The sequence below is a fragment of the Nonomuraea jabiensis genome (assembly GCF_014204795.1).
Classification (GTDB): domain Bacteria; phylum Actinomycetota; class Actinomycetes; order Streptosporangiales; family Streptosporangiaceae; genus Nonomuraea; species Nonomuraea jabiensis.
In genome coordinates this window covers 8,113,195-8,138,282 of record NZ_JACHMB010000001.1, presented here as the reverse complement: position 1 = coordinate 8,138,282, position 25,088 = coordinate 8,113,195, and the positions used below count along the sequence as shown (strand labels likewise).

12 protein-coding genes are annotated in these 25,088 nt (G+C 73.8%); 5 read left to right on the top strand and 7 right to left on the bottom strand.

The features are described from left to right. The first annotated feature begins 79 nt into the window (after positions 1-79). From HD596_RS37105 to HD596_RS37090, 4 genes are read left to right on the top strand one after another with little or no spacing between them, the layout of a single operon-like run. Positions 80-1,528 carry a class I adenylate-forming enzyme family protein gene (locus HD596_RS37105; protein WP_313045811.1) on the top strand — a complete coding sequence of 483 codons (1,449 nt, stop codon included), beginning with the start codon at positions 80-82 and terminating at the stop codon, positions 1,526-1,528. A 2-nt stretch (positions 1,529-1,530) separates the two neighbouring features. Beyond that, complete coding sequence (locus tag HD596_RS37100; RefSeq protein WP_185074147.1) at positions 1,531-3,012, top strand: condensation domain-containing protein; 1,482 nt, start codon at positions 1,531-1,533, stop codon at positions 3,010-3,012. Beyond that, positions 3,009-9,083 (top strand): non-ribosomal peptide synthetase, encoded by a 6,075-nt coding sequence (locus HD596_RS37095; protein ID WP_185074146.1) that lies wholly within the window; start codon positions 3,009-3,011, stop codon positions 9,081-9,083. Before HD596_RS37100 ends, HD596_RS37095 begins: the two co-directional genes overlap by 4 nt. After that, positions 9,080-14,518: a non-ribosomal peptide synthetase/MFS transporter gene (locus HD596_RS37090; protein WP_185074145.1), complete on the top strand. Its 5,439-nt coding sequence runs from the start codon at positions 9,080-9,082 to the stop codon at positions 14,516-14,518. Before HD596_RS37095 ends, HD596_RS37090 begins: the two co-directional genes overlap by 4 nt. On the opposite strand, the gene HD596_RS37085 is transcribed toward HD596_RS37090, so the two are convergent. From HD596_RS37085 to HD596_RS37075, 3 genes are read right to left on the bottom strand one after another with little or no spacing between them, the layout of a single operon-like run. Next, a complete protein-coding gene (locus HD596_RS37085) occupies positions 14,489-15,982 on the bottom strand; it encodes a 2-oxo acid dehydrogenase subunit E2 (protein ID WP_185074144.1) in 1,494 nt (497 codons plus the stop codon). The genes HD596_RS37090 and HD596_RS37085 overlap by 30 nt on opposite strands. Further along, positions 15,975-17,018: an alpha-ketoacid dehydrogenase subunit beta gene (locus HD596_RS37080; protein ID WP_185074143.1), complete on the bottom strand. Its 1,044-nt coding sequence runs from the start codon at positions 17,016-17,018 to the stop codon at positions 15,975-15,977. Before HD596_RS37080 ends, HD596_RS37085 begins: the two co-directional genes overlap by 8 nt. Continuing rightward, on the bottom strand, positions 17,015-17,896 hold the full coding sequence (locus tag HD596_RS37075; RefSeq protein ID WP_185074142.1) for a thiamine pyrophosphate-dependent dehydrogenase E1 component subunit alpha: 882 nt from the start codon (positions 17,894-17,896) through the stop codon (positions 17,015-17,017). The genes HD596_RS37080 and HD596_RS37075 overlap by 4 nt, the downstream gene beginning before the upstream one ends. A 179-nt stretch (positions 17,897-18,075) precedes the next feature. Here HD596_RS37075 and HD596_RS37070 point away from each other — a divergent pair, with 179 nt between their 5' ends. Continuing rightward, a complete protein-coding gene (locus HD596_RS37070; protein WP_185074141.1) occupies positions 18,076-18,873 on the top strand; it encodes an SHOCT domain-containing protein in 798 nt (265 codons plus the stop codon). A 6-nt stretch (positions 18,874-18,879) separates the two neighbouring features. On the opposite strand, the gene HD596_RS37065 is transcribed toward HD596_RS37070, so the two are convergent. From HD596_RS37065 to HD596_RS37050, 4 genes are all read right to left on the bottom strand, one after another. After that, positions 18,880-19,362, bottom strand: coding sequence for a hypothetical protein (locus tag HD596_RS37065; RefSeq protein WP_185074140.1), 483 nt, complete (start codon positions 19,360-19,362; stop codon positions 18,880-18,882). Between the two features lie 105 nt (positions 19,363-19,467). Next, positions 19,468-19,887, bottom strand: a complete 420-nt coding sequence (locus tag HD596_RS37060; protein WP_313045807.1) for a cupin domain-containing protein — start codon at positions 19,885-19,887, stop codon at positions 19,468-19,470. A 73-nt stretch (positions 19,888-19,960) separates the two neighbouring features. Beyond that, positions 19,961-21,469, bottom strand: coding sequence for an FAD-dependent monooxygenase (locus HD596_RS37055; RefSeq protein WP_185074139.1), 1,509 nt, complete (start codon positions 21,467-21,469; stop codon positions 19,961-19,963). Positions 21,470-21,621: 152 nt separating this feature from the next. Next, entirely contained in the window at positions 21,622-25,020 is a 3,399-nt protein-coding gene (locus tag HD596_RS37050; RefSeq protein ID WP_313045804.1) for a phosphodiester glycosidase family protein, read from the bottom strand. Between the last annotated feature and the right edge of the window lie 68 nt (positions 25,021-25,088).

Sequence of the window (25,088 nt, the reverse complement as noted above, 5' to 3'; positions counted from 1 at the left end):
TTGACGCATGTGTGCATTTTTTCTAGCGTCAAGCGGCACGACGAAAAAAATTCTGGGGGTGGTTCCGTCGGCCCTTCCAGTGCCCGATCTCCTGACGTCCCGAGCCGCCACCGATCCCGACCACACCGCGCTGATCGTCGCCGGCCACGGCAGCCTGACCCTGGCCGAATGGGACGAGCGCTCCACCGCCGCCGCCCGCGCCCTCCCGGGGCCGCTCAAGGGCGAACGGGTCGCGCTGGTCTTCGGCGCCCGCGAGTGGCTGGACTACGCGGTGAGCTGGATGGCCGTGCTGAAGGCGGGCGGCGTGGCGGTGCCCCTCTCGGACCGGCTCGCCCCGCCGGAGCTGGCGTACATGATCGAGGACTGCGGGGCGACGAGGGTCGTCCACGGCGGCGGGGACCCGGCGCTCCCCCCGGGGCCGGCCGCCGTCCCGTTCGCGAGGCTCCTGTCGGGGCTCCTGTCGGGACCTGCCGTCAGCGAGGAGACCGCGGCCCCTGATCCGCTCTCGCTCGCCCAGATCCTCTACACCTCCGGCACGACGGGCCGCCCCAAGGGCGTCGCCGCCACCCACGCGAACCTGACCTCCCCGCCCGTCCACCCCAAACGCCGCCCGTTCGCCCATTCCCGGCATCTGGTGCACGCCTTCCCCATCGGCACGAACGCCGGCCAGGTGATGCTGCTCCACGCCCTCACCGCCGCCCCGGCGGTGGTGACGCTCCCGCTCTTCACCCCGGCCCGCTTCGCCGCCCTGATCGAGGAGTACGCGGCCGGCACCGTCTTCGTCGTCCCCGCGATGGCCGCCGAGCTGCTCAACGCCCGCGTGCAGGACCGCCACGACCTGTCCAGCGTGCTGCTGCTCGGCTCGGCCGCGGCCGCGCTGCCCCCGTCGGTCGCCGCCGGCCTGACCGCCGCGTTCCCGAACGCGACCGTCGCGAACTACTACACCTCCACCGAGGCCGCCCCGGCGCAGACCATCATGATCTACGACGCGGAAAGGCCCGGCTCGCTCGGCCGCGCGGCGGGCGGCTCCCGGCTCAGGATCGCGAACGCGGACGGCACCCCCGTGGCGCCCGGCGAGACGGGCGAGGTGTGGCTGCGCGCGGCCGCCCATCCCCGCGCCTACTACGACTCCGGCGAGGACAGCGCGTTCCAGGACGGCTGGGTGCGCATGGGCGACCTCGGCCGCCTCGACGACGAGGGCTACCTGTACCTCGTCGACCGGGAGAGCGACGTGATCAAGTCGGGCGCGTTCAAGGTCTCGACGATCCAGGTCGAGTCGGCGCTGCACGAGCACCCGGCCGTGGCGGACGCGTCGGTGTTCGGGGTGCCGCACCCGGTGATGGGCACGGCGGTGGCCGCCGCGGTGGTGGCCACCGGGCCGCTGGCGCTCAGCGACGTACGGGCCTTCCTGAGCACCCGGCTGGCCGGGCACGAGCTGCCCACGGTGCTGCTCACCCTGGACACCCTGCCCAGGAACGCCGCGGGCAAGGTCATCAAGCGGGAACTGCGGCGTATGGCGAAGGAGTGACGATGGTCCTGGCATCGCAGGCCCAGCACGGCATGTGGATCACCGAGATGATGCACGGCGGCGGCACGGCCTACCACATGCCGTTCGCCATGTGGTTCGACGGCCCGCTGGACCGGGGGGCGATGCTGAAGGCGTGCGAGTCGGTGCTCGCCCGCCACCCGGTGCTGGGGTGCGCGTTCGAGGACCGCGACGGGGAGCTGCACCTGGTGCCCGCCGCCGACCGGCCGCCGGTCGCGTTCGTCCGGGCGGCGGACGTGGACGGCCTGGTGCGCGAGGAGATCGCGCGGCCGTTCGACCTGGGGCGGGGGCCGCTGGCGCGGTTCACGCTGGCGGAGGTGGGGCCGTCGCGGCATCTGCTGCTGTTCGTGGGCCACCACCTGGTGTTCGACGGCATGTCGAAGGATCTGCTGGTGCGCGACCTGGCGGCGGCGTACTCGGGCGGGCCCCTGCCGCCGCTGCCCATGCCGTACGGGGCCGCCGCCGCGATCCCGCCCGAGGCCGCGGCGTACTGGCGCGAGCACTGGCGGGACCGGCAGACGGTGGTCGTCGACGGGGTGTCCGGGACCGCGCGGACGGCCGGCCGCGGCGAGACGGTCCTGCTCGACCTGACGGGCGAGCTGTCCGGATGGGAGGAGGCCGGGGTCACGCGGTTCGAGCTGTTCCTGGCGGCCGTGCACGCCCTGCTCTTCCGGTACGGCAACGCCGAGCCGGCGGTCGCGGTCGCCATGTCCACCCGGCGGCCGGAGACCAGGGAGCACATCGGCCTGTTCGCCACCGAGTTACCCCTCTACTCCGCGCCCACGCCGGACACCACCCTCCCGGAGCTGGCCCACGACCTGCGGGCGCGGCTGCGCGAGCTGAACCGCTTCCGCGACATCCCCGCGGCCAGGGCGGCGGGCGGCATCCGGCCGCGCCCCGCGCTGGCGCCGGTGTCGATCAGCTTCCGGCGGCGCGCGGCCGACGTGGCCTTCCCGGGGCTGGGCCTGGTGGCCGAGTGGAAGATGTCCAACCACATGGTCAGGAACGTCCTGCACCTGCAGGCCGTGGACGGCGCCGACGGGCTCCGGCTCACCCTGCACTACAGCCCCGAGGTCATCGGGCGCGAGCACGTCGAGCGGGCCGGGGAGCACCTGCGGGCCGTGCTCGCCGCCGACCCCGGTCTCAGGCTCGCCGACCTGCCCCTGCCAAGCGCGGCGCCGGTGCCGGCGCCCGCGCCGGTCGAGGCCCCCTTGCCGGGCGCCGCGGCGGGGGCGGTGGACGGCGATCTGGTCGAGCAGGTACGGCAGATCTGGATGGAGGTCCTGCGGATCGAGGAGCTCGCCCCCGACGAGGACCTGTACGACCTCGGCGGCCACTCGCTGACCATCACCCAGATCAGCGCCCGGATCAGGAAACGGCTCGGCGTCGAGGTGCCGTTCGACGTGTTCCTCGACGATCCGACGGTCGCCGGGGTGGCGGCGGCGGTCAGCGAGCTGCGCGCATGATCTCCCTCGGCCAGGAGCGGCTCTGGTTCCTGCACCGGCTCGACCCGGCCGACCCCGCCTACCGGGTGGCCGTCGTACGGCGGATCTCCGGCCCGCTCGACGCCGACGCCCTGACCGGCGCGTTCGGCGACGTGGTGGCGCGGCACGAGTCGCTGCGCACCCGCTTCCCCGACCACGACGGCCAGCCGGTCGCGATCGTGGAGCCGCCCGGCCCCGTGCCGGTCGAGCGCGTCGACCTCGACACGCCCGAGCAGGCCGCGCGGCTGCTCGAAGAGCGCGCGAACACCCCCTTCGAGCTGGGCTCCGCGCCGCCCCTGCGCGTCACGCTGGTCCGGCTCTCCCCCGGCGACCACGTGCTGTGCGTCGTCCTGCACCACATCATCGGCGACGGCTGGTCGCTGAACGTGCTCATGGACGACCTGGCCAAGTGCTACTCGGCCCGCCTGGACGGCACCCCGGCCGGGCTGCCGGAGCTGGCCACGACCTACGCCGAGTACGCCGACGCGCAGCGCGAGGCCGACGCGGACGCGGAAATGGACGTCGACCACTGGACGGCCAGGCTCGACGGGGCCGCGCCGCTGGACCTGCCGGTGGACCGGCCGCGCCCGGCCCGCCGGGGCAGCGCGGGCGGTGAGACCTGGTTCGACCTCGACCCCGCGCTGGTGGCCGCGCTGGCACGGCTCGCCCGGGCGGAACGGTGCACGCTGTTCATGGTGCTGCTGGCCGCGTACCAGGCGCTGCTGGCCCGCCACACCGGGCAGGACGACATCGTGGTCGGCACGCCCACGGCCGGGCGGAGCCGGCCGGAGCTGGAGCCGATGGTCGGGCTGTTCGCCTCGACGCTGGTGCTGCGGGGCGACCTGTCGGGCGATCCGGCGTTCACGGAGCTGCTGCGGCGCACCCGCCGGACCGTGCTGGAGGCGATGGCGCACGGCGAGACGCCCGTCGAGCGGGTGCTGGCGGCGCTCGACATCGAACGCGACCTCAGCCGCACGCCGCTCTTCCAGACCATGTTCGGGCTGCACAACGCGGCCGTCGGGTACGGCGAGGCGGCCACGTTCGCCGGTCTGGCGAGCGAACCGTTCCCGCACGGCACGCCGCCCGCGATGGTGGACCTGCGCGTGGACCTGTGGCCGGACGGCGGCGGGCTGCGGGGCGCGTTCGTCTACAGCGCCGAGCTGTTCACCCGGGACACGGTGGAGCGGCTGGCGGCGCGGTTCCTCACGCTGCTGGGCTCCGCCGTCCGCCGTCCCGGCGCGCGGGTGTCGGAGCTGGAGGTGCTGCCGCCCGAGGAGCGCCGCCTGCTGGACTCCTGGAACGACACCGCGGCCGACCTCCCGTCCGGGACGGTCGTGGACCTGTTCCTGCGGCAGGCGGAGCTGCGGCCGGACGCCGTGGCGGTGGAGTGCCCGGTGGAGTGCCCGGTGGAGTGCGCGGTGGAGTGCGCGGTGGAGGCGCGCACCTATGCCGAGGTGGCCGACCGGGCCCGGCTGGTCGCGGCGGGGCTGCGGGCGCGCGGGGCGGGGCCGGGGTCCGTCGTGGCGGTGTGCCTGCCGCGCTCGGCCGAGCTGCCGGGGACGCTGCTGGGCGTCATGATGGCGGGGGCCGCGTACCTGCCGGTGGACCCGGCGCTGCCCGCCGGGCGCGTGGCGGCCATGCTCGCGCAGGCGGGCGTGCGGGTCGCGCTGGCCGGCCCGTCCGCGCCCCTGCCCGGGCACGTCGAACGGGTCGGGCCCGCGTCCGAGGGGTCCTTCGCCACGTCGCAGGCGGCGGCCGGCGCCCCGGCGTACGTGCTGCACACCTCGGGCTCCACCGGCACGCCCAAGGGCGTGGCGGTGCCGCACTCCGCGCTGGTCAACCTGCTGGCCGGGATGGAACGGCTGCTCGGCTCCCGCCCGCGGGACGTGTGGCTGGGCAGCACGGCGCTGTCGTTCGACATCGCCGGGCTGGAGCTGTACCTGCCGCTGGTGACGGGCGGGCGGCTGGTGCTGGCCGGCGACGACGCCGTGCGCGACGGCGTGGCGCTGGCCCGGCTGATCGGCGCGTCCGGGGTCACCCACGTGCAGGCCACGCCGTCGGGGTGGAGCATGCTGCTGTCCGCCGGGCTGGACCCGTCGGGGCTGGTGGCGCTGGCCGGGGGCGAGGCGCTGCCGCTCGCGCTGGCCAGGCGGCTGCGCAGGCGGGTGGGGCGGCTGCTCAACATGTACGGGCCGACCGAGACCACGATCTGGTCCACCGCCTGGGAGGTGCCGCCCTCCCCCGACCGGGTGAGCATCGGGCGGCCGCTCGCGAACACCACGGTACGGGTGCTCGACCGCACCGGCTCGCCCGCGCCCATCGGCGTCCCCGGGGAGCTGGTCATCGGCGGCGCCGGGGTGGCCCTCGGCTACCTGCGCTCGCCGGGGGAGCCGCCGGAGGCGTTCCCGGACGGGTGGTACCGGACGGGCGACCGGGTGCGGTGGCTGGCCGACGGCACGCTGGAGTTCCTGGGACGCGGGGACGGCCAGGTCAAGCTGCGGGGGCACCGGGTCGAGCCGGGCGAGATCGAGGCCACCCTGGAGCGGCACCCCGGGGTGCGCCGGGCGGCCGTGGTGGTGCGGGGCGGCGACCTGGTCGCCTACGTCGCCTCCGCCGGGGCGGTCTGCCCGGACGATCTGCTGGAGCGGGCGGCCGAGTGGCTGCCCCCGTACATGGTGCCCTCGGTCGTCGTGCCCCTGGAGGCCCTGCCGCTGACTCCCAACGGGAAGGTGGACCGGCGGGCGCTGCCCGAGCCCGCGCGGCCGGCGGCGGGCCGGGGCGGCGCGCCGGTCACCGCCAGGGAGCGGCAGGTGGCGCGGATCTTCGCCGAGGTGCTGGGCACCGGCGACCTCGGCGCGGACGACGACTTCTTCGCGCTCGGCGGCCACTCGCTGCTGGCCACCCGGGTCATCGCCCGGCTGGCGGCGGCGGGGACGGCGGCGCCGCTGCGGGAGCTGTTCACGCATCCCACGGTCGCCGGGTTCGCCGCGACGCTGGACGAGCTCGCGGGCGAGCCGGGCAGCCCCCTCGTGCCGCGCCCGGCCGGCACGCTGCCGCCGCTCTCCCCCGCCCAGGAACGCCTGTGGTTCCTGCACCGCCTGGATCCCTCCGACGCCTCGTACAACATGTACATCGTGCGCAGGCTCCAGGGCCCGCTCGACGAGGCGGCGCTGGAGCGGGCGCTGACCGGGCTGGTCGCCCGGCACGAGTCGTTGCGGACCCGCTTCCCCGAGGTGGACGGGCGGCCGGTGGCCGTGGTCGAGCGGCCCGCCCTCGCCAGGATCGAGCGGCTCGCCGCCCGCGACGAGGCCGAGGCCCGCGCGCTCGTCGCCGCGCGCACGAACGCCCCGCTCGACCTGGGCGCCGCGCCGCCGCTGCGCGTCACGCTGATCCGGATCGCTCCGGAAGACCACGTGCTCTGCGTCGTCCTGCACCACATCGTGGCCGACGGTTGGTCGATCACCGTCTTCCTGGACGACCTGGCCGCCCTGTACGCCTCCGCCGAGCTCGCGCCGCTGGCCGTGCAGCACGGGGACGTCGCCGGGTGGCGGCGGGAGCAGGACCGCGGCGCGGCCCTCGACTACTGGCGCGCCCAGCTCGCCGACCCGCCCACCCTGGACCTGCACACGGACCGGCCGCACCGCCCCGGGGCGACGCGTGGCGACTTCCACCTGCTGGAGGTGCCGGGCGAGCTGCTCGCGCAGCTGGAGTCGACGGCTCGCCGGCATCGGGTGACGCTGTTCATGGTGCTGCTGGCGGCGTACCAGATCCTGCTGTCGCGGCACACCGGGCAGGACGACGTGCTGGTCGGGTCGCCGACGGCGGGCCGGGACCGGGTGGAGCTGGAGCCCCTCATCGGCTACCTCAGCACCACGCTCGTCCTGCGCGGCGACCTGTCGGGCGACCCGGCGCTGGAGGAGCTGCTGGCCAGGACGCGCAGGACCGTCCTGGACGCGATGGCCCATCACGACGTGCCGTTCGAGCAGCTGCTGGCCGAGCTGGACGTGGAGCGGGACCTCGTCAGGAAGCCGATGTTCCAGACCCTGTTCACCCTGAACAGCCAGACCGCCGACGGCGAACGCGACCGCCTCGGCCCGGTGCGGATGGCGTTCTTCGACGACGGGTACCGGCAGGCCAAGTTCGACCTGACCGTGGAGGCGTGGCGGTCGCCCGGGCGGCTGCGGGTGGCGTTCGGGTACGACGCCGGGTTGTTCGACGCGGAGACGGTGGCGGAGCTGGCGGAGCGGTTCGCGGTGGTGCTGCGGGGGGTGGCCGACCCGGGCAACCGGCGGGTGCCCCTGTCGCGCCTGCCCGTCCTGACGCCGTCCGACGAGGCCCTGCTCGCGTCGCTCGACCGTCCTGCGGCGAGTACGGCGGAGACCGTCCCCGCGATGATCGCCGAGTCGGTGGCGGCGCATCCCGGCGAGGTGGCCGTGAGCTGCGGCGCCGAGGCCGTGACCTACGCCGAGCTGGAGCGGCGGGTGGCGCGGCTGGCCGCGGAGCTGTCGGAGCGGGGCGCGGGCGAAGGGGACCTGGTCGGGCTGCGGGCGGGCCGCTCGGTCGAGGCGGTGGTGGCCATGCTGGCGATCTGGCGGGTGGGCGCCGCCTACGTGCCCCTGGACCCCGAGTACCCGCCGGAGCGCCTGCGGACCATGGCCGCGGGCACGTCCCTCGTCGTCGCGGCGGGGATCGAGCCGGGGACGAGCCCCACGGAACGCCGGCCCGGCCTGGCGTACGTGATCTACACCTCCGGCTCCACCGGCACCCCGAAAGGCGTCGCCGTCGAGCAGGCCGGACTGGCCGAGCGGGTCCGGTGGATGCGCTCGGCGTACGGGCTGCGCCCCGGCGACCGCGTCGTCCAGCTCGCCTCGCTGAGCTTCGACACCCACGCCGAGGAGATCTTCCCGGCGCTGGCCGCGGGCGCCACGGTCGAGCTGCTGCCCGGCGGCGGCGCCACCCTGCCCGACCTGCTCGCCCGGCGGCCCGACGTCACCGTGCTCGACCTGCCCACCGCCTACTTCCACCACCTGGTGGACCTGATCGGCGAGATCGCCTGGCCGGAGCGGCTCCGCCTGGTGATCCTCGGCGGCGAGCAGGTGCGCGCGCAGGCCGTGGCCCGCTGGCGCGAACGCTTCGGCGACCGGGTGCGGCTGGTCAACACCTACGGCCCCACGGAGACGACGATCATCGCCACGTGCGCCGAACTCGCGGGCGGGGACCCGCACCCGCCGATCGGCCGCCCGGTGGCGGCGACACCCGTCCAGGTCCTCGACCGCCACGGGGCGCCCACCCCGCCGGGCGCGCCCGGCGAGCTGTACGTCGGCGGCCCCGGCGTGGCCCGCGGCTACCTCAACGCCCCCGGCACGCCCTTCATGACCCTGCCGCAGGGCCGCTACTTCCGGACGGGCGACCGGGTGCGGCTGCGGCGCGACGGCCGGCTGGAGTTCCTCGGGCGCCTGGACGCCCAGGTGAAGGTGCGCGGGTTCCGCGTCGAGCCGGGCGAGGTCGAGCACTGCCTGCTCGGCCACCCCGACGTCCGGCAGGCGGCCGTGCTCGCGCGGGAGGGCGACCTGGTCGCCTACGTGGTCGCGCGCGGGGAGGCCACTGCCGGGGGCCTGGCCGAGCACGTCGCGCGGGCGCTGCCGCCGTACCTGGTGCCCGCGCACTGGGTGCTGCTCGACGCGCTGCCCCTCACCCGCAACGGCAAGCTCGACCGGGCCGCGCTCCCCGAGCCGGACGCCCCCGTCGGGAGCGACGGCACGCCGCCCAGGACCGACGCCGAGGAGCTGGTGGCCGACGTCTGGGCGGAGGTGCTGGGCGCGGACAAGATCGGCGCGTTCGACGACTTCTTCGCCCTCGGCGGCCACTCGCTGCTCGCCATCCGGGTGGCCGCTCGGCTGCGCGCCCTGGCGGGGGTGGACCTGCCGATCCGTACGCTGTTCGACCGCCGTACCGTCGCGGCGCTGGCGCAGGCCGTCGAGGAGGCGCTGGTGGCCGAGGTGGCGGGGCTGTCCGAGGAGGAGGTCATGAGGCTGACGGAGGAGGGTCCATGACCGAGCTGACGCAGGCCCAGCGGGCGCTGCTCACCCAGCGGCTGCGCAGGCGCGGCGGATCGCGGCCGGCCATCCCCGCGCTGCCCGCCGACCGGCCCCCGCCCCTGTCGTACGCGCAGGAGCGGCTGTGGTTCATGGAGCAGTACGCCCCCGGGAACGCCGCCTACACGATCCCGCTGGTGCGGCGGGTCCGCGGGCCGCTCCAGGCCGACGCCCTGGCGGCGGCGCTGCGCCGCGTCTGCGAACGCCACCAGCCGCTGCGCACCCGCTTCCCCGCCGGCCCGGACGGGCAGCCGGACGTGCTGGTGTCGGACGAGACCGAGGTCCCCCTGACCGTCGCCGCGGCCGCGTCGGCGCAGGAGGCCAGGGAGCTGGTGGGGCCGTTCCTGGCGGAGCCGTTCGACCTGGTGTCGGGCCCGGTCATGAGAGCCCTGCTGGTACGGCTGGCGCCCGACGACCACGTGCTGGCGCTGGCCGTGCACCACATCGCGGCCGACGGCTGGTCGGCGAACCTCCTGCTGCGCGAGATCGTGGCGTTCTGCACCGGCGGGACGGTGCCCGACCTGCCCGTCACGTACGGGGACTTCGCCGCCTGGCAGCGCGAACGCGCGGACGGCGACGTCGGCTACTGGCGCGACCGGCTGGCCGGGCTGGAGCCCCTGGAGCTGCCGGCCGACGCGCCGCGGCCGCCCGAGCTGACCTACGCCGGGGCGGCGCACCACTTCGCGATCGCGCCCGAGCTGGCCGAGCGGCTGGACCGGCTGGGCGCGGAGCACCGCGCGACGCCGTACATGGTGCTGCTGGCGGCCTTCGCGGTGCTGCTCGGGCGGTACGCGGGGCAGGACGACGTGGCGATCGGCTCGCCGGTGGCCGGGCGGGCGCTGCCCGAGCTGGACCACCTGGTCGGGTGCTTCGTCAACCTGCTGGCGATGCGGGTGGACCTGTCCGGGGATCCGTCGTTCGCGGAGCTGCTGGACCGGGTGCGTGAGCTGGCCACGGACGCGTACTCGCACCAGGAGGTGCCGTTCGAGCGGCTGGTGTCGGAGCTGAACGTGGCGCGGGAGCCGTCCAGGTCGCCGCTGTTCCAGGTCATCCTCGCCATGCAGAACTACGGCGGCGAGCCGGAGCCGGGGCCGCTGACGCTGGAGGGGTTCGAGCCTGGGGTGTGGGCGACCCGCTTCGACCTGGAGCTCTACACCGGGGGCGGCGGGTCGTTCCTGTTCGTCTACAACACCGCGCTGTTCTCCGCCGAGCGGATCGAACGCATGGCCGGGCATCTGGCCACGCTGCTGGAGGGGGTGGCGGCCGATCCGGCGGTGCCGGTGTCGGAGCTGGAGCTGCTGACGCCGCCGGAGCGGGAGGAGCGGCGCCGCTGGAACGACACCGCCGTCGACCTCGGCCCGCCTGGCCTGCTGCACGAGCCGGTCATGGCCGGCGCCGGGAGCGGGGCCGTGGCGGTGCGGCATCCCGGGGGCGAGATCACGTACGGGGAGCTGCGCCGCCGGGTGCGGGCGCTGGCCGCCGAGCTCAGGGCGGCCGGGGCCGGGCCGGGCCGGTTGGTGGCCGTCGTGATGGAGCGGGGCTGGGAGCAGGTCGTCGCGGTGCTGGCGATCAACGCGGCCGGGGCGGCGTACCTGCCGATCGACGCCGACCTGCCCGACCGGCGGCGCTTCGAGCTGATCGAGCGCGGCGGATGCGCGATCGCCGTCACCCAGCCCTGGCTGGAGCTGTCCTGGCCGGCCGGGGTGACCCGGTTCGCGGTGCTCCCGGACGCGGACGCCCCGCCCTTCGACTGCCCCGCCTCCCCCGACGACCTCGCGTACGTGATCTTCACCTCCGGCTCCACCGGCGCCCCCAAGGGCGTGATGATCGAGCACCGGGCCGCCCTGAACACCGTCCGCGACCTCAACCAGCGCTTCCGCGTCGGCCCCGCCGACCGCTTCCTCGCGCTGTCGGCCCTGAGCTTCGACCTGTCCGTGTACGACGTCTACGGCGCGCTGGCCGTCGGCGCGACCCTGGTCATGGGCGACCCGGCCGCCGACAAGGACCCCGCCGCCTGGGCCCGCCTCGTGGAGCGGGAACGCGTCACCGTCTGGAACTCCGTGCCCGCGCTCATGGAGCTCCTGGTGGACCACGCCGAGCATGAGGGCACCGATCTCAGCTCCCTGCGCCTGGTCCTGCTGTCGGGCGACTGGATCCCGCTGACGCTCCCCGACCGCATCCGCGCCCTGGCCCCGGACGCCGAGGTCATCAGCCTGGGCGGCGCCACCGAGGGGTCGATCTGGTCCATCTCGTACCCGATCGGCCGGGTGGACCCGTCCTGGACCTCCATCCCGTACGGCCGCCCCCTGGCCAACCAGACGTTCCACATCCTCGGCCCCGGCATGCGGGACGCCCCCGTGGGCGTGCCCGGCGACCTGTACATCGGCGGCGCGGGCGTGGCCACCGGCTACTGGCGCGACCCCGAGCGGACGGCCGCCTCCTTCCGCACCCACCCCCGCACCGGCGAGCGCCTCTACCGCACGGGCGACCTCGGCCGGTACGCCGCCGACGGGGTCATCGAGTTCCTCGGCCGGGCCGACGCCCAGGTCAAGATCCGCGGCTACCGGATCGAACTCGGCGAGATCGAGACCCATCTCGCCCGCCACCCCGACGTGAGCGAGTGCGTGGTCACGACCGACGGGCGGGGCACGGGGGCGCAGCTCGTCGCGTACGTGGTCACGGCGCACCCGGACCCGGTGCGCCTGCGCGCCCACCTCGCCGAGACGCTGCCCGCGTACATGATCCCCGCCCGGTTCGTCGCCCTCCCGAGCCTGCCCCTCACGTCCAACGGCAAGGTGGACCGCCGCCGCCTCCCCGTCCCCTCCGCCGCTCCCGCCGGAAGGCGCACCGCGCCGGAGACGGACACCGAGCGGCTGGTGAGCGCCGTCTGGGCGGAGGTGCTCGACGGGGCGGACTTCGGCATCGACGACGACTTCTTCGACGTCGGCGGGCACTCGCTGCTGGCCATCAAGGTCGTGGCGCGCCTGCGCAGGCAGCTCCCGTCGCCGGTCGCGGTGGTGGACCTGTTCAAGCATCCGACGGTGCGCGAGCTGGCCGCGTTCGCCGACGGCGGCGCCGCCGCCGGGCCGCGCGGGCTGCTGCACGAGCTGACGCCGCGCCGCCCGCGTGCCGAGCTCACGTACGTGTGCGTCCCGTACGGCGGGGGCGCCGCGGTGGCCTACCAGCCGCTGGCCGACGCGCTGCCCGCCACGCACGCGCTGTGGGCGGTCGCGATCCCCGGGCACGACGTGGGGCTCGACGAAGAGCGACTGCCCCTGGAGGAGGTGGCCGACCGGTGCGTGCGGGAGATCCTGGAGAAGGTACGGGGGCCGCTCGCGCTGTACGGGCACTGCGGGGTCGGGTCGGCGCTGACGGTCGCCATCGCGCGGCGGCTGGAGGCGGCCGGGCGGCGGCTCGAAGCGGTCTACATCGGGGCGATCTTCCCGTTCGCCCGGCCGGGGAACCGGGTGCTGGCGGCGCTGTCCCGGCTGGCGCGGCGGGAGTACCTGCGCAGCGACCGCAGCTACGCCAACTGGCTGACCTCGATGGGGCTCGACATGAGCGAGCTCGATCCGGGGCAGGCGCGGCACATCATCAGGAACATGCGCGAGGACACCGAGGCCGCGGAGGAGTATTTCACCGGGCTGTTCGAGAGTGCGGTGGAGCCGTTGCGGGCGCCGGTGATCAGTGTGGCGGGCGAGCGGGATCCGGCGACCGAGTACTTCGAGGAGCGGTTTCGCGAGTGGCACTTCCTGAGTCCGACAGCCGCAGTGGTGGAGTTGGATGAGGCCGGACACTTTTTCCTGAAATATCGGGCGCAGGAGCTGGCCGAGATCGTGACCCGCACCCACCTCGCCCTGGACACGGGCGAGCCGGCCTCGGGCCCGAACTGGCGCCTTCACGACACCTCCCACCTCCCCCAACCGGCCCCGGCCTCATCCTCTCGGCCGGTCCCGGCCGCTGCCCCGGCCGCTGCCCCGGCCGCTGCCCCGATCCCGACCCCGGCCTCATCCGATCGGCCAGTCCCGGTCGCTGCCCCGGCCCCGGCTCGGATCCCGCTCGCCGGGCCGCAGCCCAGCATGCGGCGGTTCCTGGTCGTGGCCGGGGGCCAGCTGGTGTCGATCATGGGCTCGTCGCTGACCGAGTTCGCCATTCCCATCTGGATCTATCTCACCACCGGCTCCCTGGCCCAGTTCGCCCTGCTCGCCGTCCTCGGCCTGGTGCCGGGCATGGTGGTGGCCCCCCTGGCGGGCGCCATCGTGGACCGCGGCGACCGCCGTACCGTGATGCTCGGCGGCGACTTCGCCGCCTTCGGGACGCAGCTCCTGCTCGGCGTGCTGCTGTGGACGGGCAACCTGCAGACCTGGCACATCTACCCGCTGCTCGCGCTGCTGTCGGTGGCGCTCACCTTCCAGCGCCTCGCCTACAGCTCGGCCGTGCCGCAGCTCGTGCCCAAGCGGCACCTCGGCCACGCGAACGGCATCGTGCAGATGGCCGGTGGGATGACGCAGCTCATCGTGCCGCTGGCGGCCGCCGGGCTGATGGCGGTCGTCGGGCTCGAAGGCATCCTGGTCCTGGACGTGGTCAGCTACGTGTTCGCGATCGCCGTGACCCTGGTGGTGCGCTTCCCCACGACGATGGCCTGGCGGCGCAAGGAGCCGGTCATGACGGAGCTGGTGGCCGGGTTCCGGTATTCGTGGGGGCAGCTCGGGTTCCGGCGGATGCTGCTGTTCTTCGCGGTCCTGAACGTGTTCCTGTCGCCGCTCTTCCTGATGATCTCGCCGCTGGTGCTGTCGTTCGCGGGGTTGCAGGACGTGGGGCGGATCTCGTTCCTGTCGGGGCTCGGGGTGCTGCTCGGCGGCCTGGCGATGACGGTGTGGGGCGGGCCCGGCCGCGGGCGGATGCGGGCAGTGCTCTGGTGCACGCTCGCGCTGGCCGCGTTCTGCCTGGTCACGGGGTTGCGGGCGGATCTGGTGACGATCGGGGTCGGGGCGTTCGGGATGTCGTTGTGGGTGACGCTGCTCAACGGGGTCTACGCCACCATCGTGCAGGTGAAGGTGCCGCAGCGCTTCCACGGGCGGGTGTTCGCGCTGAACACGCTGATCGCCTGGTCGACGCTGCCGCTGGGGTTCGGGCTCGTGGCGCCGTACGGGGCGGCGGTGTTCGACCCGCTGCTCGCCCCGGACGGGCCGCTCGCCTCGACCGTCGGCGCGCTGATCGGGACGGGGGCGGGGCGGGGGGTGGGGTTGATGTACGTGATGTTCGCGGTCGCGATGGCGGTGCTGGCGGTCGTGGCGCTCCGGTCCCGGCTGCCGTCCCTGGTGGACGAGGCCGCCGACGCCGCCCCCGACGACCTGGTCGGCCTACAGTCCCTCGAACGACGCCGCCTCTAGGGTTTCCTTGAGCGCCTGGAGGAACAGGACGGCATCCCTGCCGTTCACCAGCCGGTGGTCGTAGGCCAGCCCGATCACCGCCACCGTGCGCTCGCCCTCCCGCTGCGGCGAGGTGAGCGCGAGGGCGCACGCCTGGCCCGGGAAGACGATGGGGACGGCCATGACGATGTCGCGGTCGTGGTGCAGGGTGACGACGATGTTACCGCCGTCGAAGTGCTCCTGCCTGAACCCGCCCCGCTGGGCCAGCCTCCGGAACCCGGCCAGTTCCCCGGCGATCTCCTCGATCCCCTTGGTGTGCGCGTCCCGGATGACCGGCACGTACAGGCCGGTGCCGAGGTCGATCGTGACGCCCACGTTGGGGGCGTCGGGGACGGCGGCCGTGTTCTCGTCCAGGAGGGTGGCGAAGCACAGGGGGAAGTCGTGGTGCAGGCGGGCGACGGCGGCGATGAGGAGGTCGGGCAGGCCGACCAGCTTGCGCAGCCGCTTGGTGAGGTCGCGGGCGGCTGCGGTGGCCTTGCCCACGTCCACCTTTATGGCGGTGTAGGCGGCGGGGATCGTCTGATGCGAAAGGCTCACCGTCCTCCCGACGGCCCGCTGATTCCCACTCAACCCCCGCACGCTCCCGCCGACCGGGACGACGGGGGCGGTCACGGCACCGGGCGACGCGACCGCCGACGCGGCGGAAGCGGGCGCGGTCACGGGCGCAACGGCGGGTGGTACGGCGGCGGACGGCGTCTCGCCAGGCGGTGCGACGACCGGCGGCGCAACGGCGTGCGGCACCACGGTAGGCGGGGGTGGTGTGATGGCCGGCGGCACCACGGCGGGCGACGCGGCGGCGGCCTTCGCGGGCAGCGAGGGCCCATCGGCGGCGGGTGGGGCTGGCAGGCGGGGCGAGGGTGAGCCCGCTGCGGCCAGGCGCTCGACGTCGACGCGCCGCACCACCTTCACGGGCAGGGCGCGCACGCGGGCGGGGTCGATGCCCAGCTCGTCGATGAGCGCCTGCGCGGGCGCCGTGATCAGCGGCGCTTTGGAGGGCACGGCGTCACCGGAGCCCGTCGCAGGCGCACCCGAAACCGGAGCACCCCCGGGGACCGTCGCAGGCGCGCCCGCAGCCGGAACGCCATCGAAGACCGGCGCGGGCGGAGGCGTGGCAAGCGTGGGCGCGACAGGTGTGGGCGGGACAGGTGTGGGCGGAGGCGTGGCGAGCATGGGCGGGGTGGTTGTGGGGGCGGGATGGGGGGTGATGTGGGCGATGGGTTGGCCTGGGGTGCAGTCGGCGCCCGCCGGGATCAGCTGGACCAGGATCCCGTCGTGCCCGCTGACCAGCTCCTCCACCGTCTTCGACGTCTCCACCGCCGCCACCACGTCCTCCCCCCGCACCGGCGCGCCATCCGCCACCAGCCATTCCAGCAGCACGTACGCCGAGTCGTTGGTGTTCAGCTTCGGCACCCGGATCTCAGCCACTCAGCCCCTCCAGCACGGCACGGCGGATCGTGGAGTCCTGGACGAGCACCTCGCGCTCCAGGTGGGCGGCCGTGGGGATCACGCTGTCCGCCGAGCTGACCAGCCGGACCGGGCGCCGGAGGCGGCCCCAGAGGCGGGTGTGCAGGCCGGCGGCCACGTGGTCGCCCCAGGTGCCGCCCGCGCTGCCGTCCTCGGCCACGCACACCAGCGGCGCCCGCCCGAGCAGCGGCAGCAGCTCCGACGGGTCGAAGGGGTACAGGCGCGAGGGGACCAGCAGGACGCCGGCCAGGTCGTGGTCGAGCAGCAGGGTTCGCATGGCGGCCAGCGCGCGGTGGGCGACCCCGCCGGGGGTGATCAGCACGTAGTCGAGGTCACCGGAGGGGATCTCGAGGCCGCCGGGTCCTCCGGTGTCGAGGTGGACCACCGCCACGTCGCCCACCAGCTCCCACGTGAACAGCTCGTCCACCTCGTACATGCGCCGCGTGTAGAGCACCTTGTCCTCGAACAGCAGGCACGGCTCGCCCAGCGCCAGCATGCGGTCGAGCACGGCCCGGTTGTCGTGGAAGGGCGACATTTCGAACAGCGACAGCCCGGGGATCCCGATGAAGTGCTTCTGAGGGCTCTGGCTGTGGGTGGGGCCGTAGCCGCGGTGGCCGCCGGACGGGCACCGGATCACCAGCGGGAGCGGCACGCGGCTCCCGTACATGGTGACGGACTTGGCGGCGAAGTTGAGGATCTGGTCGAAGGCGAGCGCCACGAAGTCGGCGAACATGATCTCGACGACCGCCTTGCCGCCCGCCAGCGCCAGGCCGGAGGCCGCGCCGACGATGGCGCCCTCGCTGAGCGGGGTGGTGAGCACGCGGCCGGGGAAGCGGGTGGACAGGCCCTTGGTGATCTTGAAGGCGCCGCCGTAGGGGTCGAGGAGGTCCTCGCCCAGGACGTACACGGAGGGGTCGTCCTCGAGGAGGCCGTGCAGCGCGCGGTTGAGGTTCTCGCCGACCCGCGCCCGCCCCGCGGGCGCCCCAGCGACCGTCACGCCGCCGTCCAGGCGGACGGCGGCCGGGCGGCGACCTCGGCCGCGATCCGGTCGATCCGGGTACGGGCCTCCGCCTCGATCGCGGCGGACTGTACGGGGTGCGCGGCCTGGTAGGCGGCGTACCAGTCGAAGCGCGGGAAGTCCGGCGGCCGGGTGTCGTCGCCCTTGCTGTGGGGGCCGAGGCGATGGGTGGCGAACTCCACGACCAGCGGGCTCGACTCCGTCCGTATCCGGTCGACGAGAGGCGCCAGCTGGGCGCGGATCGCGTGGATTTCGGCGAGGTCCACCCGGTGGTGCGCCACGCCGAACGCCCGCGCCCGACCCTCCACCGTGCCCGCCATCTGCAGCCCCGTCGGCGTCGACTGGGCGATGCCGTTGTGCTCGACCACGACCAGGAGCGGGAGCCGCCAGAGCTGGGCCAGGTTGAGCGCCTCGTACACGGCGCCCTCGCCCCAGGTGCCGTCGCCGATGTAGGCGCAGGCCAGCGCGCCCGGCTCGTGCCGCTTCAGCCGCAACGCGACCCCGGCCGCCACGGGCAGGCTCTGGCCCTGCACGCCGGTGGACAGGTAGCGGTCGCGCTTCAGGTGCTGGCTGCCGCCGACGCCGTCGCAGATCGCCCCCTTCCTGCCCATGATCTCGGCCAGCAGCCCCTCCGGGTCCTCGAACCTGGCCAGATAGTGGCCATGGCCCCGGTGGTTGCTGAAGATCCAGTCGCTCTCGCGCAGGAGCGTGCGCAGGGAGACGGGGACGTACTCCTGGCCGAGGCAGGTGTGGGTGGTGCCGTTGAGCTCGCCGCGCTCGAAGAGGGCGAGCAGCTTCAGCTCGAAGCATCGGATCAGCAGTAACAGCGCCAGGTCGTCGTCAGAGAGTCTGTCCATCGAGCCTCTCGAGCACCACGAGAACCTCCTGAAAGCCTAATAATCCGCATATTTCCCATCCAGGGCCGCTCCAAGCCTCGATGGAACGGTCCGATTCTTCCTCAAACGGATCCCTGACCGAGATCACCGCTCGGTTACTCTGGCACCCGATCCACCGCCCCACCGACGGGAGCAGGCCGATGTTCGGGCGTTATCTGAGGTCGCAGCTGGTCGTCCTGCTCTGCGGTGGGCTGGTCGGCCCGATCTTCGTGATCGTCTACCTCGCGGTCGGCCCGGCCGAACGCGAGGAGATCCAGTGGATGTTCTACGTCGGGCTGCTGCTCACGGTGTCCAACGTGCTGGTCGCGGTGGCGCTGGCCCGCCGCAGCGCGAAGGCGGCCGCCAGGACCGCCGCCCTGGAGCGGACCGGGGTGCTGACGCTCGCCCAGATCACGGGCATGTCGGAGACCGGCACCACGATCAACGACCAGCCGCTGATCAAGCTCGGCCTGCGCATCGAAGGCCCGGGGTTCGCGTTCGACGCTCAGGACCGCGTGCTGGCCGGCGTGACGCGGGCGGGCAACTTCAACGCGCGCAGGCTCGTCGTGCTCGTCGATCCGGCCACGCACGAGCACCAGATCGACTGGGACCGCAGCGCGCTGGTGAACGGGCTGGTGCCGGCGAGGTTCACCCTGGAAGAGGAGAACAGGACCTACGACCTGAGCGGCCAGGCCGGACCGCTGATGGAGATCCTGCAGCTCCTCAAGGCCAGCGGCATCCCGCTGAACGGCATGATGGACGTGCGCTCCAGGCCGGAGCTGCGCCGGCAGATCCAGGCCGTGGTGCGCCGGGCGGCCGATGCCGCCTCGCCGGCGCACCCGCCGTCCGAGCGGTCCGCCGCCCAGCGCCTGGAGGAGCTGGAGGGGCTCCGCACGACGGGGGCGATCACGGACGACGAGTACGCCGCCAAACGGCAGCAGATCATCTCCGAGATCTGAGGACGGCTACTTCGACAGGTAGAGGGTCTTCCAGGTGCCCGCGTACTGGCAGACGAGGGACGGCTTGGCGGACTTGGCCTCGGCGCAGACCTTGAGCTCGACCTGGTAGACGTCCCGGTAGGAGAACGAGAAGCTCTTCGGGGCGCGGTACGAGCAGTCGCGCACCGCGTGCTGCCGGAACGGCAGGTTGCTCCCGGAGCGGTAGGTGATGCGGAAGACCGCCCAGCCGCAGCTGGCGGCGGGTCGCGTGTGGTCGTAGACCTTGCCCGAGACGCGGACGACGTCGGCCGTCGGCAGGTCGGCGTGGTCCTCCCCCGTGGCCGTCAGGGTGCCCGCGGCGTGGGCGGCGCGCCCCGGCGCGTAGTACGGGCCCCACGCGGCCGCGTTCGCCGCGGTCGCGGCCTGGGCGGCGGGGGCGACGGTCGCGACAGCGGCGATGGTGGCGGTGGCGGCGATGGCCAGGCCGGCGAGGGTACGGGAGATCGTCATCGGAGGTCGTCCTTTCGTGGCGAGATGACGACAATGTGCGATACGCCGATTTCAGGTGACTTGCCGCCGGCCGACGTACGCTTTCAACCGCCTTGCGCAGGCGGTTCAGCCCGCGGTGGGACGCGGGGCGCGCAGATGGGCCCGCCGCGCCAGCTCCTCCTCGTCGACGAAGGTGAGCATCGGCTGGCCGGGCGCGCACAGCATGAACACGACGAACTTGGCCGGCGCGTCCGGCAACGCGTTGCCGTCCTGGTAGTGGATCACGTCGCCGCCCGGCTCCCAGAACGTCTCACCGGCCTCGACCACGCGCTCCGGCTCGCCTTCGAGCTCGAACCGTATCGCGCCCTCGATCACGTAACCGAACGCCGGCCCCGAGTGGCGGTGCGGAGCGAGGCCGGGGTGTCCGGGAGTCCACTCGACGAGGAGGGTCATCCCCGAGGCACCCTCGGGAATGAAGGGCGGCTTGATGTCCGCCAGCACCTTGAATCCGGCCTGCGCCGCTGAGTCGTTGTCCGACACGGTCACCACACCTCCACGGGCCTGCACCTGCTTGGCCTCGTACCCACATACGCGCAGGTCAGACCCATGGAGCAGGGCATCAGCCGGACAGCCTCGTCCCGACCGGACCGGTCACGGACGACTCCGGCGGCAGGCCGCACCATTCCGCCAGGGCGGAACGCAGGCCGAGGACACGGGTGGCGGGGTCGGCGGCGGTGCTCGCCCAGGCGACGTAACCGTCCGGACGGACCAGCATGGAGGGCAGGCGGGCGCTTCTCGGCGTGGCGTGCCTGACCCGTGCCGGCAGCAGGCTCCCCGTCGCGGCGGGCTCGTCGGCGGGCGCCAGGAGCACGAATCGCCCGTCGCGCAGCGCCTCGTACAGCCGGCTCGACTCGCCGGTCAGCAGGACATCGGGGACCCGCCGGCCGACCAGCGGGTGCGCTCCCCGGGGCGCGGAGTAGGAGATCGCGAGGCCGGAGATGGCCTCCCGCAGCCGGCGGGCGGCCGGCGGGAACCGGTTGACGACGACCGGGAGCGTCGCACGCGCGAGCCGGTCACGCCGCGTACGGGCCAGGGCCGTGGTGAGCAGGCGGCCGCTGAGCCGTACGATCATGCTGCCCACCGGGTGCCGTTCGGCGTGGTAGGTGTCGAGCAGGCCGTCCGGCGCCCAGCCCTGGACCGCCGCGGCGAGCTTCCAACCGAGGTTGGCGGCGTCCTGCAGGCCGGTGTTCATCCCCTGCCCGCCCGCGGGGGAATGCACGTGCGCGGCGTCGCCCGCCAGGAACGCCCGGCCCACGCGGTAGCTGGGCACCTGCCGCTCGTCGCTGTGGAAGCGCGTCAGCCAGCGCACGTCGTGCAGGCCGAGGTCGCTGCCCATGACGCTGCGGGTGATGTCGCTCACCTCCTGGAGGGTGACCGGCGCGCTGCTGGGAAGCTGCCGTCGCCGGTCCCAGGCGATGATCCGGTAGCGCCCGTCCCCGAACGGGGCGATGAAGCAGAAGCCCTCGGCGCCGGTGTTGAGGGCCAGCTCCTGCGTCGGGGGGCGGCGGAGGCGGACGTCGGCCAGCATCACCGAGTCGACCGCGGAACGCCCGAGGAACGGCACGCCGAGCGCGTCCCGTACGACGCTGCGCACGCCGTCGGCGCCCACCACGAATTTCGCGCGCCGGCTGTGGATGGTGCCGTCGACGCGCATGCTCACGTCCACGCCGTCGGCGTCCTGGCGGAGACCGACGACCTCGACTCCCCGCATGACCTCCACGCCGAGCCTGGAGGCACGGTTCTCCAGCACGCGTTCGGTGTTGTACTGCGGGGTGCACAGCAGGAACGGGAAGCGCGAGCGCAGCAGGGACATGTCGAGTTCCAGGTTGCCGAACAGCGACATCGTCCCGAAGGTCGCGCCGGTGTCGATCAGCTCGTCGGCCACGCCCCGGGCGTCGAGCTGTTCCAGCGTCCTGGCGTGCACGACGAATGCCCGCGTCAGCTTCGAACCGCGAAGCTCCCGATCCACGATCATGCACGCGACGCCTCTCGCGGCGAGGTCTCCCGCGAGCAGCAGGCCCGTCGGGCCGGCTCCGACGATCACCACATCGGTGTCAAAGAGCGCCATCAGCGTCTCCAGTCTCCTCTGAGCGCCTTGCGACGCGATCGCCCGGGAGGAGACGGCGACTCGCTGTTACGGTTGCGTTCCCTTCATGGTACGACCGGGCTCCGGGCGGGGCCGCCGCAGGCCTCGCTGCAGCGGCCCCGCCCGGAGGTGGGTCAGGCGGCGGCCTTGGCGGTCAGCGCCACGGTGGCCTGGCGGGTCACGCCGCTCACCGTGACGGCGACCGTCACCTGCCCCCGCCGCAGCGCCGTCAACGTCCCCGTCGAGGGGTCGAAGTAGGCCACGTGCCACGGCTTGACGCCGTCCCGGCCGCCGACGTACAGGTTGGGCGAGCCGGACCACGCCGCCGAGACCGGGTAGGCCGCGGGGACCGTACGGCTGCCCTGCTTGACCGCCGCCGTCACCGCGCCGGGCGCGCCGATCGCGACGGTCGCGGGGGCGGTGAGCACGAGGTCGTCCACGTGCGGCCGGATCTGCGTGCCGATCCACTCGGGCGCGTCGGCGAACCAGTTCCGCCGCACGTGCTCGGCCTCGGCCCGCGTCACCGGGTCGACGCCCCACAGCGACCACCCGGTGAACCCGCCGTCGTCGGGCGCGGTGGCCGGGTTCTTGCCGGAGTTACCGTTGATGAAGTACGGCACCGCGTCCACGTGCGAGGCGTGGAACGTCCCCACGTGCGCCCCGATGTACGCGGCCCCCTTGCCGGTGGTGCGCTGGAAGTCCGCCAGCCACCCCTCCACCAGGGCCGCCTCCTTGCGGTCGCCGAGCTGGCTGCCCTTGCCGGGCGTCGGGTCGCGCGGCGGCACGTGGAACAGCACCGCGACCGAGCCCACCGACGCGTCGCCGGCGGCCTTGTCCAGCTCGGACCGGAGCATGGCCACCTGGTCGTAGCCGCCGCCGCGCAGGTTCAGGCGCGAGGTGTCCAGGGTGACGAAGCGCGTGCCCTTGTGGTCGAAGGTGGTGTACGTGTCGCCGAAGACGGCCTTGAAGTTGTCGATCTTGCCGCCCATGACCTCGTGGTTGCCGGGAATGTAGTGATATTCCAGGGTTCCGCCGAGCTCCTCGTCGAGGATCTTCTTCGCCAGCGCGAAGTCCTCGGGCGACGCCTCGTCCACCAGGTCACCGTTGATCAGCAGGAAGTCCGGCTTGGCCGCCTTGATCTCCCGCAGCGTGCGGCGCGCGTTCTTGACGATGTCGCTGTCCGGGTCCCGCGCCACGAACTGCGCGTCCGACATGACCGCGAACCGCCACGGCATCCGGCCCACGTCGGCCTTGACCACCGGATCGGCGACCTTCGGCGCGGCGGGGGCGGAGATCGACGGCGACACCTTGGCCACCAGGCCGTCGATGAGGATCTCGTTGGTGTACTTCGCGTCCGCCTTGGTCTCGGCCACGTAGAAGCGCCGCAGCTTGAGCGGGTAGTTCACGCCCGGCGGCACGGCGAACTCGACGTACTTCCATCCGGTCCACGTCATGTACGGCCCGCGCAGGATCTGCGACTGGCCGAGCGCGTCGTAGAACTCCAGGCTGGGCCACTCTCCCTTGCCGGTGGAGTTGATCCAGAGGCCGAACGCCTGCGGCTGGCCGTCCACCACGATCTGCTGCGGCGGGCTGGCGTACGCGGCCCGGGTCGCGGTCGAGGTGGTGAAGTCGTAGGAGAGCTTGAGCCCGCCCCCGCTCTGGCCGGGCGCGGCCGACAGCGAGCCGGTGGCGCGGGCGGCGGCGAAGGTCCACTTGGCCGCGTCCTCGAAGTCGGCGACCGGCTTCTCCTCGAACCCGACGGTCACCGGCACCGCCGTGCTGATCTTGCCGACCTTGGCGGTGATCAGGCCTGACCCGACGGCCTTCTTGGCCTTGACGGTGAAGTAGCCGTGCTCGGCCGCGGTGACCTCGAACAGGCTCTTGTCGTAGTCGAGGGCGAGGTCCGAGGGCTCGATGGGCGCGGAGTTGCCGTTGCGGTCGTAGCCGACCACACCGAACGTGGCCGCACCGTCCGCGCCCGCCAGGCCGAGCCGGTCGGCGGTGGCGCCGAGCCGCTGGAGCGGCTGCAGGACGGTCAGGTCGATGGTGCCCTTGGCGCCGCCGCGGGAGGCGGTGACGGTGGTCTGGCCGGGCACCAGGGCGTGGAACTTCCCGTCGCGCACGACGCCGTGCACGGCCGGGTCGGCCCGCCACGACGGCGTGCCGGCGGCCGGGCCGTACGTCTCGTCGTATCCGGCGGCGGTCAGCCGCCGGGTGAGGCCGGGGAAGACGCGGTCGGGGCGGCCACCGGCGACCGGGCCGACGCCGGGCGCCTTGGCGGGGTCGCTCGCGGTCTCCAGCCAGAAGCCCTTGAGCTTGCCGCTTCCCTCGGGCGCGTAGAGCGCGAGGCCGTTGGGCACGTGGCGCTCGCCGCCGTCGGACGGGCTGTTCTCCACCTGGACGTCGGCGGAGCCGGGCTCGCGGGCGAGCATGGTGGAGGAGCCGCCGCCGTCGAGGTTGAGGGCGTTGGCGGCGCCGAGGTCGGCCATCATGGCGGCGAGCTCGTTGAGCGTGACGCCGCGGCTGTCGACCTGGCGGCCGTCCACGGTCAGCAGGTACATCTTCCTGCCGTCGGCCGAGAACCCGACGGCGGTGCGGGGGTGCGCGGCGGGGTCGGTGGAGTTCTGCACGACCCCGTCCTTGACCAGCACCCAGTTGCCGCCCACGGCCGCCTTGACCTGGCTGCCGTCCGACGACTTCGGCTGGTACTTCACGTCCACGCGGTCGCCGGCCTTCAGGGCGGACAGGGCGGTGGCGCCGGCGTCGCGGCCCAGCAGGATCGTGGTCCCGGCGGGGATGGGGCCGGTGCCGGCGGAGGTGCGTACCTCGGTGACCACCCCGTCCACCAGGACGACCTCGGCGACGGACGTGGCGCCCTCGACGGCGCGGGCCCGGTTGTACGACCCCCACAGCGGCGTGAACAGCCCGACGCCGCCGCTGCGCACGACCTGGTTGAACTGGGTGAGCGCGATGGGCGAGCCGCCGGCCGGGGTGGCGGTGCCCTCGAAGTACATCTTGAGCACGCGGCCGAGGCCGTCGCCGGTGATCGCGACCGCGTTCTCGTGGCCCGTGACGGGCGACTGCACCAGCGAGCCGTTCTGCACGCCGATGCCCTGGGCGGCGCCGGAGTTGTTGATGTCGAAGAAGTCGCCGTTGACGGCCGCGACGGCGTGCGCGCGCTTGGCGGGCCCGGACAGCGGCTCGGTCTTGGACACCTCGCCGGAGTACAGGTAGTCGGCCTTCGCGCCGCCGAGGTCGGCGGTGACCGCGTCCGCGCGCAGCCAGCCGAGCGCGTCATAGGTGTCGAACGAGGTGAGCGAGATGCCCGGCGCCACCGGCCGGGTCCGCTTGGCCGTCTCCAGTCGCTGCCCGGCGTCCTGGGCGAGCAGCGTGGACGGCGGCGGGTAGGACGACGCCTTGAGCGCGTCCTCTACGGGGGGCGCGGGATCGGCCTGCGCCGGGGCCGCGGCCAGGGCCAGGGCCAGCGGGCCTAACGCCAGCACCGAAGCTGTGAGGATTCTGAGGGACTGCACGACCGAACTCAATCGCTCGTGGATATAACTTTCAAGACTTAAGGGTGAACTAAAAGAAAATTTCAGAT